Genomic DNA, 13,578 nt, shown 5'->3' with positions numbered 1-13,578 from the left:
AGTCAACTTAAAGCGAGAGTGTAGTGACTGACCTTCATCAGCAAGCAATTTCGGCGGTTAATTTCGCAAAGCCATCACCTATAACTTTGGCAGTCGGCTGGACGGTTGGTCGGAATACCAAGGTCCGGCAGGTTCTTCTCGGGTCGAGCGTAGCCGACGAGTTTAGGTCGGTAGTGCAACGGACAATTCAGGATCTGGGTGATCGTGAGTCGGCAGACTGGACCCCCGAGGCGGATTTGTCTCCGGAGACCTTTCTTGTGATCGATGCCAGTGAGGTTGGTGATGCGCCACGACTGACCAGTGATCATGACGGTAAGAGGTTCTTGGAGGTTTTGGCTCAAGCGGAGCGTCTAGAAGCTATTAATCCAAGGCATCTTCCTACGGGCGACGTTAGCTTTTACGCAATTGTCGTAGGTGCGCCCGGTGATCGCTCTGTTTTTATTAGGCGCAGTAACCCTCGCAGAGGGTTGAAGCGAGGTCGAATTTATTCAACGCTATCTGACACTCTACAGACCGTTGACGATCCAATATTTGCGTTCGATGAATGGGTTGATCTGGCGGTGATACGAAGCAACGTCTACATCTTGAGTCAGACTGTTTTTGCGGCGTTTTTCCGAGATCAGGAAACTCTCGCACAGAAAATTCCGGAGTGGATAGACCAACTTGCGACACACGTTTCGCTTGCCGAGGAGAGTAAGGAGTCGTTTTCTCAGAGGGTTGTGAAGGACTCGCGACTGAAGGCCAGACTGGAGGCAATTGTTCGCCGTGATCATCTCTCATCGGTTTCGACCGAAACTTTGCGTACCGCGATGGAAGGCAACGAGATGGATCCGTCGCGATTCCTGGACGCAGCGGGAAATCTCGTAGTAGCGGCAGATGATGTCCCGCAGATTCTCTACCTTTTGAATGAGGATCTATTCACCGGGTCGTTAACCAAGACCGGCTTCCGTGCCGATAAAAAGGCCGCGAGGTAGGCGACTTGCCGGACCGCGGCGTACTCAGCGCGTGATCAAGGCGCGCCAACGCGCCAAAGTCTTCGAATGCGTTGGGTGGAAACGCTAGTTCGAACTGGCCGGGCATGGTGAGTCCATTGGCCGAAGTAGTGCGTGGTCAATGGTGGTCAGGGCGTCCTTCGCTCCCCGAGGTCTGGGTGTCCACGCCGAACTCTGCCCGTACTTCTTCGTAACACGGGTGCGACGACGAAAGTGTCTGTGCCGGCGGTGCGCATCGTCGCGAGCGAGAGCGTCCGGCGGGCCATCGCTAACCCGAGACCCTCGGTGTCGCGTCGCTGTCATACGCACCGTTGTGCCCTGCGCGGCACCGACGGGACAGTGCTGCGAGCCCGCCCCAATGGTCGAGCCCGAGCTCCGCAACCAACTCGACATCCTCCGCGGGCGGATCGACAGCCTCACCCAGAGTGCCGGAGAGATCGAGGACTACCTTTCCGGTCTCCAGCCTGAACGCGCAGCGCGCGGTGCCGGAAGACACAATGGATAGGGTTGAGAAAGACCTTGGTCCGCCGGATGACACGGAAGACACTGCGAATATGACAGTTCAAGTCCTGAGTTAGGCTCACGGCCAGTGTTGGTTCGGTGGGGGGTGCCGTGGCAAACGAACTGAACGTGAACGCTGCTGGCCTGCGAGCCTCGGCCGCCCGCAGCGATGCGACAGCTGCGGAGTTGGCCGCAGGGACGGCAGGGGGCGGACGGGGTACGGCTCCGAGTCAGGCAGGGGCGGCCGCGATCCTGGCCGCCGCTCAGTCCGTCCGCACCCGCCAGTCGCACCGCGTCTCCGGCCAGGCCGATGACCTCTCGGTGAGCGGCGCGCGCTACGACACCACGGACGACGACGGCGCCGCCGCGATCACCACGGTGTCCGTGTGAGCGCAGTCCCTTCACGCTCGGGTGCCCTCAGCCGGTCTGAGATCGAAGAGTGGCCGACCCAGCACCTCGACGACGCGGCCACACAACTGCGGAGCATGGGTGTCCAGTCTGTCGCACTGTTCGACGAGCACCGCCGCAACGTCGGCTCACCCGGCGGAACCACGTGGGAGGGCAACGCGAAGGACGCCGCTCTCGACAGGGTGACCGCAGACACCGCGGTCGTGCGCCAGCAGACCACCGTTCAGAACGAGGCCGCCGACATCGCCGAGAACGGTGGTCATGATGTCCGGGCGGCCAAGCAGGAAGCAGTCAGGGCGATCACCGAGGCCGAGAACGACGGGTTCACGGTTGCCGAGGACTTAACGGTCACCGACTCCCGCCGCTATGACATCAACACGATCGTCGAGCGGAACAAGGCGGCCAAGGAGCACGCCGAGGACATCCGCTGGTACGCCGAGCGTCTCATTCAGGCCGATTCCTTTGTCGGGGAGCGTTTGCAGACGAAAGCCGCGGAGCTGGAGGCGATCCAGTTCGACGGCGAGGACGCGCAGCAGGGCGGGAACAGCGCCCACATCGATCTCGTCGACCACACGTTCAAGCTGGACCCACCGCCTTCTGATCCAGGTCTGCCACAACCACCGGGCGGGTGGAGCGACGACCCCGTGATGGAGGACGCGCAGCGCATCGCCTACGGCCACGCCTGGCAGAAGCACTTCAGCGACTTCAAGGGGATGACGCAAGACCAGTTGGCCAAGCTGGTGCACGACATGCTCACGGGCAACCCACAATCCGATCCGTCGCTGCACGTGGGTCAGATTCCTGGGCGATCGTCAACGGCCATGTACAAGGACGGCATCGTCGTGATCCACGACCCGTTGACCGGGGACGGGGGCACGGTCTACCGGCCGACCGGAGGGTTCGACGAGTTCCTGCGGCTGATCGGAGGTGTCGGGGGTGCTGCGCCCATCATCGGCGCCCCTCCGAACCTCCCGCCGACGCTGCCTCACCCCGTGGAGGCTCCCCTGCCGCAGCCCGCCCCACACGTGCCGGGCCCGCTGCCGTCGCCGCTGCCCGCCGATCCAAGCGGGCTGCCTCCGTGGCTGGCGAACCCGTCGCTTCCGGCGACCCCGGTGTCGCCGGTGGGGCCGTTGATCCTCCCGAACACCCCGTTGATGCCCGGCCCGGGTGTGGATCTAAACCCGGGGCAGATCAGTGCGCCCGCGGCGACAGTGGGGGCAGTGGGGCTTGCCGGGATACTGGCGTTCCTGCTGTTGGCGCCGGGCTAAGTGTGACTCGTCGTGAAGGAGATGCGGATGCTGGAACCTGGAATCGGGGTGATGCGCGATGAGTGAGACCGAGGCGTTCGGGCACCGCCACGGGGATGAGTCCCCGTGGGATCGTGTCCTGGCCGAGTCCTCGCTGCTGGACTTCATCTCGGCCCAGGTGAATGGGTGGGCTCCGTTGCCGCCGGCGGAGGCGGTGTGGCTGACCGACACCCCGATACCGGATGGATGGCAGACGCTGTCGGTCGCAGGCGACGCCGCGACGCCGCTGCGCGTCGTGGGAGCCACGGTCGTGGGGTGGCCGGGGTGGGCGGGAGTGCAGGCGCTCAGCGCCTTCCGGTTCACCGGCGTGCCGGATCCCGATGAGTTGATCACCTATGTGGACAGGGGCCTTCGGGACTGGAATGCCGAAGGAGTCCGGACCAGCGAGATGGTGCTGCCGAAGCTGCCCGGGGTGTGGGGAGTGCGCGCGAGCGGCTACATCACGGCGAGCAACGAGTCGCTGTGGGTCGAGTACTGCACGCATCTGCGGGGTTCGACGGAACCGCGGCAGGGTCTGGTGGTCGAGCAGATCTTCGCGGCCGCCGCAGGGCCCCGGATGCGGCTCGGTTCCGGGATCGGCGCACTCGCCGCAGCCACGAGCGACGCATTCATCCAACACATCGGTGCCACGTCGGCCGATGTTGCGGCAGCAGCCGCCGACCACGCCGAGCAACTGAAACGTGCAGCCAAGGGCGGCCCCAAGCTGTCCGGGGAGCAGAAGCGGTTCTTGGACACCGCGCTGTCGGTGTGGGGTGGGATCGCCGCCGGGCGGCCGGTGCCTATCGAAGCGCTCGGCTACACGGATAGGGCCGACTTCGACTCCGACGTTGCCCGGCTCCGCGACCAGCTCAGCCGCAACAGGCCGAACCTGTCGACGTTGGACTGGACCCGTATCCAGTTCCTGGCCGAGATCAGCTGGGTCAGCGACATGATCGGCGCGGGGGTGGAGTTCGAGCTGGTTAACCCGTTCACCGACGTCGAAGCCCTCGTGCTGCTGCGGTCCGTTCAGCGGGCGTTGGTCCGCACGGTGGACCCGGCGGTGCTGTTTCCACGCGCGGGCACCGACCGTCGTTAGCAGGTGGGGGTGGCGAACAAGAAGTTCCGCTTCTGCGGAATTCGGAGAGTCGATCTGATCTAAGGAAGACACTCGTTGTCTTGGAACCCGCATGGAACGGCATACACATGACACGGAAGACATCGTGGACATGACAGTTAGCTCCACCAGTAGTACCCAGATAACTTCATATTTGAGACCTCCTTGCCGACAGCAAAATGTGTCATTCCCGTGGGTTGCCACTGGATGCACAGTCGGCAAGGAGGTTTCTTCATGCGGATAGTCGTGGTGCAGAGAATTGCTCATCCGGGCGACGAGCTGCGTACTCGCGACGGCGCACGCCGTGACGGGCACAGGGTGGTCACCGGTTGCGGTAGTCGGTGGGGGTCATGCCGAACCAGCGTCTGCATGCTCGCGTCAGCACGCTCTGCTCGGCGTAGCCGAGTTGGCGACACAGCTGCGCGAGGGGCAGATCGGTGTCGAGCAACAAGCGCTCGGCAAGTTCGCGGCGGGTTTGATCGATCATCTTGCCGAAGGTGCTTCCTTCGGCGGCGAGGCGGCGTTGCAGCGTCTTGGGGTGGATGCCGAACTGGCGGGCGACGAGTTCGGCGGTCAGGTCTCCGGTGGGCAGGAGTTGGCGGATGATGCCGCGCACGGTGTCGGTGAAGCCGGTCGCGTGCTCGGCGCGGGTGCTGGACAGGTAGCGCAAGGCGAGCCGATGTGCCAGCGGATCGTGGTTGAGTGGGCTCTGTAAGTCGTTGGCGCGCAGGGTAAATCCGGCGAATGGTTCGTTGAAGTGCGCTGGGCAGCCGAAGTAGCGGCGGTAGTCGGTTCTGGTGCCGAGCGCGGGGTGGGGCAGGTGCACGGAAACAGCCCGGTAGGTGGTGCCAAGGAACAGGTGCAGCACGCGGATGGTGACGCCGAGGGCGAGTTCGATGGCCTGGGCCTGTGGTGGCGTCGGGTACAGGAGGAATTCGAATTCGAACCGGCGCAGCGTCTCGTCGGTGTGCGAGTTGATGCGGGCGGTGATGCCGGGACTGTAGGCGCCCATGTAGGTGTCGATGATGGTGAACGCTTCAGCCACGGTGGTGGCGGTGCGCGCCGCGACACCGACCGGGCCGAGGATATCGATGCTCTGCCGCAGCGCGAGCTGACGCCCGAAGTCATCCACACCCAGTGCCGCGGCTGCGCTCTCGACCGCGGCGATGGCGTTGCGCAACGGAATATAGCGGTCACGTTGACCGGCATCGGCGGGGTTGATGCCAGCAAATTCCAGCAACGCGGCCGGGTCGCCCCCATGGGCGGCGGCGAGCCCCTTGAACCCCACCAGCGATGATCCTTGGATCAACTGCATGTCCATAACGGTCAAGAAGATGTCCAGGAAAGTCAAGACAGACACGGTTGGTTCAGGCAAGGATGGTCGGGGGTCGGGTGACAGAAGAGGGGAACAGCGATGGACAACAAGGCGCTCTGGCCGCGACGGTGGTTGAGTGTGGTGGGCGTCGCGGCGATCGCGCTGACCGCGGTCGCCTGCGGCGGTGACAAGGCTTCGAACACGGCTTCGAGCACGCCCACCGCAGAGGTCACCGCGGACCAGATCCGGCAGATCGCCAAGCAGGCCTACATCTATGGCTTCCCGATGGTGGACAACTACCGGATCCAGTACGCCTACTTCCAGGACAAGCAGAATCCGCAGTACAAGGCCCCCTGGAACACTCTTCAATCGAACGCCCAGGTTTACACGCCGGCCGACACCGCCATTCAGACCCCCAACTCGGACACGCCGTACAGCTTCTTCGGAGCCGATTTACGTACGGAGCCTTACGTTTTGAGCGTTCCGACCATCGACGCGAAGCGGTATTACTCGCTTCAGTTCATGGACCAGTACATGTACAACTTCGACTACGTGGGCAGTCGGACAACCGGCAACAATGCCGGCAAATACTTACTCGCGGGACCGAGTTGGAAGGGTGAGAAGCCCGCCGGCATCGACAAGGTGATTCGCTCGGACACCGAATTCGCTTTTGTCGCATATCGGACCCAGCTCTTCGGGGCCTCCGACCTCGACAACGTCAAGGCGATTCAGGCCCAGTACGGGGCGGAACCACTGTCGAAGTTTGAGGGCAAGCCGGCGCCGGCCGCCGCGCCCGCAGTGGATTTCGTGGTTCCGCAGTCCGCGGAGGAAGAGCGCAAGTCTCCGCAGTTCTTCGAGACCCTCAACTTTGTTCTGCAGTTCGCGCCGGTCCTGGAGACCGAAAGGGACCTGCGCGCGAAGTTCGCTTCGATCGGCATCGGTACGGACCAGAAGCTGGACATCACATCGCTGAGCAAGGACAAGCAGGACGCCTTCCAGGCGGCGATCACCGACGCCTGGAAGGAATACGATCCGACCCAGGCGAAGGTGGAGAGCGGGCAGCTCTCACCCAGTGAGCTGTTCGGCAACCGCCAGACGCTCGGCACCAACTACCTGTATCGGATGGCCGGGGCCATCAACGGCATCTACGGCAACGACAAGGCCGAAGCGATGTATCCGAGTGCCTCAATCGACTCGACGGGAGCTCCCCTCGATGGCGCGAACAACTACATCTACCGCTATGCGCCCGGACAACTGCCTCCGGTAAACGCGTTCTGGTCGCTCACGATGTACCGGATGCCGCAGAGCCTGCTGGTCGCGAATCCGATCAACCGTTACCTGATCAACTCGCCGATGCTGCCCACGCTGAAGCAGGATCCCGATGGCGGATACACCATCTATGTGCAGCGGGAAACCCCGGGTCCGGAGTGGGAGTCGAACTGGCTGCCGGCGCCCGAAGGACCGTTCCGGTTGACGCAGCGGCTGTACTGGCCCAAGGAGGCCGCTCTTGACGGCACGTGGCACGCACCGGTCCCGCAGAAGGTCGGGTAAGCGCATGACCAGACGAAATGGCACGTGGCGCCGTTGGTCGGCCGTTATCGCCGCGGCGACGCTGGCGGTCACGTTGACCGGCTGCGGTAGCGGCGAGGATGCGGGCAAGGACTCGAAGGAGCAGGCCGCGGTGACCCCCGCTCAGATCCGGGAGATCGCGAAGCAGGCGTACATCTACGGGTATCCGATGGTGGACAACTACCGAATCCAGTACGCGTACTTCCAGGACAAGCAGAGTTCGCAGTTCCGAGCCCCCTGGAATGTCCTGCATTCTGTTGCGACCGTCGCCACCCCGGCGGACACCGCCGTGCAGACTCCGAACTCGGACACCCCGTACTCGACGTTGGGTGCGGATCTGCGCGCCGAGCCCTTGGTGCTGACCGTGCCCGAGGTGGAGAGCAACCGGTACTACTCGGTGCAGTTCATCGATGCCTACACCTACAACATGGGCTACCTGGGCAGCCGCACCACCGGCAACAAGGCGGGGAAGTACCTGCTCGCCGGCCCGAACTGGAAGGGCGAAAAGCCCGCTGGCATCGACGAGGTGCTACGCGCCGAGACCGACTTCGTGCTCGCGTTGTACCGAACCCAGCTGTTCGGCCCCAACGACATCGACAAGGTGAAGGCGATCCAGGCCGGCTACAAAGCTGAACCGCTGTCGAAATTCCTCGGTACAGCGGCGCCCGCGGCGCCTCCCGCGATCGACTTCTTGGTTCCACAGACCCCAGATGAGCAGCGAAAGTCGCCGAAGTTCTTTGAGACGCTCAACTTCGTGCTGAAGTACGTGCCGGTGCTGGACTCGGAGAAGGAGCTCCGGGCGAAATTCGCGTCGATCGGAATCGGCACCGACAAGAAACTCGACATCGGTGCGCTGCCCGCGGATCAGCAGCAGGCCTTCCAGGACGGGCTCACCGACGCCTGGACCGAATACAACCAGGTGCAGGCGAAGGTCGACAAGGGTGAGGTCACGACCGCGCAGATGTTCGGTACCCGGCAGATGGTGGGAACCAATTACCTGTACCGGATGGCCGGCGCGATCAACGGCATCTACGGCAACGATGCCGCTGAGGCGATGTATCCGATCTTCCGCCTGGATTCGGCGGGTGCCACGCTGACCGGTGCGAACAAATACACCTATCGATTCGCCCCCGGCCAGCTTCCGCCGGTCAAGGGATTCTGGTCGATCACCATGTACCGGATGCCGGAGAGTCTGCTGGTGGCCAATCCGATCAATCGGTACCTGATCAACTCGCCGATGCTGCCCTCACTGCAGAAGGATGCCGACGGCGGCTACACCTTCTACGTGCAGCGGGAATCCCCGGGCGCGGACAAGGAGTCGAACTGGTTGCCGGCGCCGGACGGTCCGTTCGTGTTGATCGAGCGGCTGTACTGGCCTGAGAAGGCGGCGATCGACGGAACCTGGAAGGCGCCGTTGCCGCAGCGCACCCCGTGACACCGCCGTAGCCGGACACCGCGAACATGACGGTTAGCTCCACGACAGAAGATGCAGGTCAGGGATCTAATCCTTGGCCTGTTTTCTTTTGCCGGCACCATGTCGTCGCGGCGGAATCTCTACCGTCCGTCAGACAAGAATGTTCATCCTGCCTGGATACGGGTTAGGTTGAGGCATGTTTTCTTGCCGCAAACCTAGCCCTCGGAAGGGCAGCGCGCGGTCAGGTGGTCGCTGGGTCGGGCTTGGCGCTGCTGCACTTCTCATCTCTGGTATCCCACTCGTCGGCCTGACCGCGCCGCCGATAGCGGTGGCCGACGACTGCGCTGACGCCGAGGTCGTCTTCGCGCGCGGCACCGATGAGCCGGCCGGTATGGGCCGGGTCGGCGATGCCCTCGTCGATGCGCTGCGCAAGCAGACCCCAGGCTTGAAGATCAACAGCTACGGGGTCAACTACAAGGCCAGCAAGCTGCAGCTGCACGGCGGTGACGGTGCCAAAGACGCGATTTCCCACATCAAGTCGACGCTGTCCTCCTGCCCCGACACCAAGATCGTGCTGGGCGGGTACTCCCAGGGCGCGAGTGTGATCAACATCGTGGCCGGCAACCCGCTGGGCAACATCAAGTGGGGCGATTCGCTCCCGCCTGAATACGCGGACAACGTTGTCGCGATCACCACCTTCGGCGACGTCGGCACCCGCACCAAGCAATCGATAGCGGCCCAGAGCGCACTGTACGGATCCAAGGCGATCGACCTGTGTAACCCCATGGATCCGATCTGTCACGAGGGCCAGGGCAACGAATGGAGCGGGCATACCGAGGGCTACGTCCCCGTGTACACCACTCAGGCGGCGGCTTTCGCTGCATCCAAGCTCCTAGCCGGCTCGGGTCAGACGTTGCCCGGGTATGGCCCGGAGATGTCGGGTCCCGGGTACGGCCCGCAGACATCGGTACCCGGGTATGGGCCCCCGCCGGGCTACGGCCAGCTCCCGGGGTACGGCCCGGCACCGGGCCCGGACACTTCGCTGCACAGTCCGGCCCCGAATTACAGCCCGGAGTCGCCGGGGTCCGGCCTGCAGCCACCGGGGCCCGGTCTGGTGATAGTCCCACCGTCCTCGCCGTCTCCCGAATACGGCTTGGTCTCGGCGGTCCGCTGACGAGATTGCGCGGGGTGGGCGAGCGATGGGGAGTTGAGCCAATTGTTCTCGGCGCAGCGCGAATTCGCAGCGTACGGCCCCTCGCACTTGGTCGTGCTGGCGGTGTTCGCGATGGGCGCGGTGCTCCTGGTTGCGGTCGGCAGGCGGCAGACCGAATCGCAGGCCCGAATCCTGAGCCGGGTTCTGGCGGTGCTGCTCATCGTCGCGTTCGGAGTGGCGCTGGTATACAAGCTCGTCGAGCCCACGGTCGACACCTCGATACCACTGCAGTTGTGTGACCTTGCGGAACTCGCGGCGGCGTACGCGTTGTGGTCGCAACGGCATTGGGCCTTCGTCCTCACCTATTACTGGGGCCTGGTCCTGAGCTCGCAGGCGTTGATCACACCGGATATCGGTACGGCCAAGGACGGCGCTCCGGACTTTCCCCACCATCTCTTCGTCACGTTCTTCACGCTTCACGTGCTCGTCGTGTGGGCGGCCATCTATCTCACCTGGGGGCGTGGGATGCGACCGCGGTGGCGCGACTACCGCTTCGCCGTTATCGCGACTTTGGCGTGGGCTGCCGTCACTCTCGCCCTCAACGCGATCACCGGCGCCAACTACGGCTACCTCAACCGGAAGCCGCCCACCGCATCACTGCTTGACGTACTCGGCCCGTGGCCGGTGTATCTGCTGGCCGAGGTCACGATCGTCCTCATCGTCTGGGCCTTGATGACCTGGCCCTGGGAGCGGATCCGCCGAAGCTGTGAAAGTGCTGTCAGCGGCCCCGCAATGTGATTGTTGACACTGACACTTTGACAGGCTAGGTATATTACGCGCGATTGCGAATGTGTATCGCTTGCGACCTGTCCCAATGGGCGACGGTGGCCTGATCGAAGGGGCGGGTTGTGGCAGACCAAGGGCACGCGACGAGTAGCCACGGCAAGGGCCCTAACCGGTCGGGCATCGCCCGGGGCATCCGTGTGCTGGCCGTGCCCATCGTGCTCGGCTGGGTGGCTCTGACCATCCTGACGAATACTCTCGTCCCGCCGCTGGAGAAGGTCGGCGAGGAGAACACCGTCGGGCTGAGCGCCAAAGACGCGCCGGCGATGATCGCCATGCGCAAGATCGGCAGCAACTTCCAGGAGTTCGATTCCGACAGCAACGCCATGGTGGTGCTGGAAGGTGAGCAGCCCCTGGGCGACGAAGCGCACCATTACTACGACGGCATTGTCGACAAGCTCGAAGCCGACACTGCACACGTGCAGCACGTCGCCGACTTCTGGGGTGACCCGCTGACGGCCTCGGGCGCGCAGAGCAACGACGGTAAAGCCGCCTACGTCCAGGTCTATCTCCACGGCAACCAGGGCGAAACGCTGGCCAACGATTCGGTGGCCGCGGTCCGTGACATCGTCAACCAGTCGACGCCGCCGGCCGGGATCAAGGTGTACGTGACCGGCGGGGCGCCGCTGGTTTCTGATCAGCACCACGCCGGCGACAAGAGCGTCGCGCGGGTCACCGCCATCACGCTCTTGGTGATCGCGGTGATGTTGCTCATCGTCTTCCGCTCGATCGCCACCATGCTGCTGGTGCTGGTCATGGTGTTCATGGAACTCGGCGCGGCCCGCGGCATCGTGGCGTTCCTGGCCCACACGGGGGTTATCGGGCTGTCGACCTTCGCGGTCAACCTCCTGACGTTGATGGTCATTGCCGCGGGAACCGACTATGCGATATTCGCGATCGGCCGCTATCAAGAGGCCCGCGGTGCCGGCGAAGACCGGGAAACCGCGTATTACACGATGTTCCGCAGTACCTCTCACGTGATCCTCGGGTCCGGCATGACGATCGCCGGCGCGATGTTGTGCCTGAGCCTCACCCGCCTGCCGTACTTCCAGACCATGGGGGTGCCATGTGCGGTGGGGACGTTCGTCGCAGTCGTCGCCGCGCTGACGATGGGCCCGGCGGTCATCGTGATCGGCAGCCGGTTCGGGCGTTTCGAGCCCAAGCGCAGTATCCGGTCGCGGGGCTGGCGTCGGGTCGGCATCGCGGTGGTCCGGTGGCCCGGTCCGATCCTGGCCGCGACCTTGGGCCTGGCACTCATCGGTCTGCTCACCCTGCCGGGGTACAAGACCAACTACGACGCCCGTAAATACCTGCCCTCCGACCTGTCGGCCAATGTCGGATATGCCGCCGCAGAAAGGCATTTCAGCGCCGCGCGGATGAATCCGGAACTGCTGATGATCGAAGCCGACCACGACCTGCGAAACCCCGCAGACTTCCTCGTGATCGACAAGATCGCCAAGGGGATCGTCCGGGTCCCCGGAATCTCCCGGGTGCAGGCCATCACCCGGCCCAACGGCCGCCCGATCGAGCACACGTCCATCCCGTTCCTGCTCAGCCGGCAGGGCACGCTCAACACGATGAACCGGAAGTACAACCAGGACCGGATGGCGGACATGCTGGTTCAGGCCGACGAGATGCAGAAGACCATCGACACGATGGAGCGGATGTCGCAGCTGACCCAGCAGATGGCAGATATCACGCATTCGATGGTTACCAAGACCAAGGCGATGACCGTCGACATCGCCGAATTGCGGGACAATCTGGGCAATTTCGACGATTTCCTGCGTCCGTTGCGTAACTACCTCTATTGGGAACCGCACTGTTCCAGCGTCCCGCTCTGCTGGGCGGTGCGGTCGATGTTCGACACCCTCGACGGGATCGACCCCCTGACCGATGACGTTCAGGACTTGCTGCCCGACCTCGAGCACCTGGATACGTTGATGCCGCAGCTGGCCGCGTTGATGCCGGAGCAGATCGAGTCCATGAAGACCATGAAGACGATGATGCTGACGCAGCGGGCCACGCAGGCCGGTCAGCAGGATCAGATGGCCGCCATGCAGGAGAACTCGACGGCGATGGGCAAGGCCTTCGATGAGGCCCGCAACGACGATACGTTCTATCTTCCGCCGGAAGCCTTCGACAACAAGGACTTCAAGCGCGGGATGAAGAGCTTCATCTCACCCGACGGAAAGTCGGTGCGGTTCATCATCAGTCACGAGGGCGATCCGGCGACGCCGGAGGGCGTCAACCATGTGGAGCCGATCAAGCTGGCGGCCAAGGAGGCGCTCAAGGGCACGCCGCTGGAAGGCTCGAAGATCTATCTGGCGGGTACCGCGGCAACCTACAAGGACATGAAGGACGGTTCGTTCTACGATCTGATGATCGCCGGAATCGCCGCGGTGTCACTGATTTTCATCATCATGCTGCTGATCACGCGCAGCGTGGTGGCGGCCGCGGTGATCGTCGGCACGGTGTTGCTGTCCCTCGGCGCGTCATTCGGCCTGTCGGTGCTGGTTTGGCAGCATCTCCTCGGCCTGGAACTGCACTGGATGGTGTTGGCGATGTCGGTCATCCTGCTGCTTGCGGTCGGGTCCGACTACAACCTTCTGCTGGTGTCCCGCTTCAAGGAAGAGCTGCCCGGTGGCCTGAAAACCGGCATCATCCGGGCGATGGCGGGCACCGGTTCGGTGGTGACCTCGGCAGGTCTGGTGTTCGCCTTCACCATGGCATCGTTCGCGTTCAGTGATCTCAAGGTCATGGCACAGGTCGGTACGACGATCGCGCTCGGCCTGCTGTTCGACACCCTGATCGTGCGGTCGTTCATGACCCCGGCGATCGCGGCTCTGCTGGGCCGCTGGTTCTGGTGGCCGCAGGTCGTCCAGTCAGCCGCATCGAAACGGCGGCTGGCCGGGTTGAACAACCAGCGGGCAGGCGCCGCAACTACCGCGCAATAAAACGAAACTGCCCACGTGTGAGCGGAAAA

11 protein-coding genes are annotated in these 13,578 nt (G+C 63.6%); 9 read left to right on the top strand and 2 right to left on the bottom strand.

Annotated elements, in window-relative coordinates; all coding sequences use genetic code 11:
* Positions 1-23: 23 nt before the first annotated feature.
* Positions 24-974, top strand: coding sequence for a hypothetical protein (locus tag JOF57_RS16805; RefSeq protein WP_209918309.1), 951 nt, complete (start codon positions 24-26; stop codon positions 972-974).
* A gap of 286 nt (positions 975-1,260) precedes the next feature.
* Here JOF57_RS16805 and JOF57_RS16800 read toward each other — a convergent pair whose 3' ends face one another.
* The gene (locus tag JOF57_RS16800; RefSeq protein ID WP_209918307.1) at positions 1,261-1,488 is read right to left on the bottom strand and encodes a hypothetical protein; all 228 of its coding nucleotides are present in this window, start codon (positions 1,486-1,488) and stop codon (positions 1,261-1,263) included.
* A 116-nt stretch (positions 1,489-1,604) separates the two neighbouring features.
* Here JOF57_RS16800 and JOF57_RS16795 point away from each other — a divergent pair, with 116 nt between their 5' ends.
* From JOF57_RS16795 to JOF57_RS16785, 3 genes are read left to right on the top strand one after another with little or no spacing between them, the layout of a single operon-like run.
* On the top strand, positions 1,605-1,883 hold the full coding sequence (locus JOF57_RS16795; protein WP_209918305.1) for a hypothetical protein: 279 nt from the start codon (positions 1,605-1,607) through the stop codon (positions 1,881-1,883).
* Positions 1,880-3,169 carry a hypothetical protein gene (locus JOF57_RS16790; protein ID WP_209918302.1) on the top strand — a complete coding sequence of 430 codons (1,290 nt, stop codon included), beginning with the start codon at positions 1,880-1,882 and terminating at the stop codon, positions 3,167-3,169. Before JOF57_RS16795 ends, JOF57_RS16790 begins: the two co-directional genes overlap by 4 nt.
* Before the next feature lie 58 nt (positions 3,170-3,227).
* The gene (locus JOF57_RS16785) at positions 3,228-4,283 is read left to right on the top strand and encodes a hypothetical protein (RefSeq protein WP_209918300.1); all 1,056 of its coding nucleotides are present in this window, start codon (positions 3,228-3,230) and stop codon (positions 4,281-4,283) included.
* Positions 4,284-4,623: 340 nt separating this feature from the next.
* Here JOF57_RS16785 and JOF57_RS16780 read toward each other — a convergent pair whose 3' ends face one another.
* Positions 4,624-5,616: an AraC family transcriptional regulator gene (locus JOF57_RS16780; protein ID WP_209923438.1), complete on the bottom strand. Its 993-nt coding sequence runs from the start codon at positions 5,614-5,616 to the stop codon at positions 4,624-4,626.
* A 99-nt stretch (positions 5,617-5,715) separates the two neighbouring features.
* Between JOF57_RS16780 and JOF57_RS16775 the strand changes: the two genes are divergently transcribed.
* The 5 genes from JOF57_RS16775 to JOF57_RS16755 all read left to right on the top strand — a co-directional run bounded on the left by JOF57_RS16775 (position 5,716) and on the right by JOF57_RS16755 (position 13,549).
* Complete coding sequence (locus tag JOF57_RS16775; RefSeq protein WP_209918297.1) at positions 5,716-7,167, top strand: DUF1254 domain-containing protein; 1,452 nt, start codon at positions 5,716-5,718, stop codon at positions 7,165-7,167.
* 4 nt (positions 7,168-7,171) lie between these two features.
* Positions 7,172-8,620, top strand: a complete 1,449-nt coding sequence (locus JOF57_RS16770; RefSeq protein ID WP_209918295.1) for a DUF1254 domain-containing protein — start codon at positions 7,172-7,174, stop codon at positions 8,618-8,620.
* 175 nt (positions 8,621-8,795) lie between these two features.
* Complete coding sequence (locus JOF57_RS16765) at positions 8,796-9,773, top strand: cutinase family protein (RefSeq protein WP_209918292.1); 978 nt, start codon at positions 8,796-8,798, stop codon at positions 9,771-9,773.
* 42 nt (positions 9,774-9,815) lie between these two features.
* Positions 9,816-10,550 carry a YwaF family protein gene (locus JOF57_RS16760; protein WP_209923436.1) on the top strand — a complete coding sequence of 245 codons (735 nt, stop codon included), beginning with the start codon at positions 9,816-9,818 and terminating at the stop codon, positions 10,548-10,550.
* A 110-nt stretch (positions 10,551-10,660) separates the two neighbouring features.
* Positions 10,661-13,549, top strand: a complete 2,889-nt coding sequence (locus tag JOF57_RS16755) for an MMPL/RND family transporter (RefSeq protein WP_209918290.1) — start codon at positions 10,661-10,663, stop codon at positions 13,547-13,549.
* Positions 13,550-13,578 lie beyond the last annotated feature (29 nt).

It is taken from the genome of Mycolicibacterium lutetiense (assembly GCF_017876775.1).
GTDB classification, from domain to species: Bacteria; Actinomycetota; Actinomycetes; order Mycobacteriales; family Mycobacteriaceae; genus Mycobacterium; species Mycobacterium lutetiense.
This window is presented reverse-complemented; position numbering and strand designations above follow the sequence as displayed.

Excerpts from the sequence above, each read along its gene's own strand:
- JOF57_RS16785 (WP_209918300.1), top strand. The coding sequence starts at position 3,228 with ATGAGTGAGACCGAGGCGTTCGGGCACCGCCACGGGGATGAGTCCCCG.
- JOF57_RS16780 (WP_209923438.1), bottom strand. The coding sequence starts at position 5,616 with ATGCAGTTGATCCAAGGATCATCGCTGGTGGGGTTCAAGGGGCTCGCC.
- JOF57_RS16775 (WP_209918297.1), top strand. The coding sequence starts at position 5,716 with ATGGACAACAAGGCGCTCTGGCCGCGACGGTGGTTGAGTGTGGTGGGC.
- JOF57_RS16770 (WP_209918295.1), top strand. The coding sequence starts at position 7,172 with ATGACCAGACGAAATGGCACGTGGCGCCGTTGGTCGGCCGTTATCGCC.
- JOF57_RS16765 (WP_209918292.1), top strand. The coding sequence starts at position 8,796 with ATGTTTTCTTGCCGCAAACCTAGCCCTCGGAAGGGCAGCGCGCGGTCA.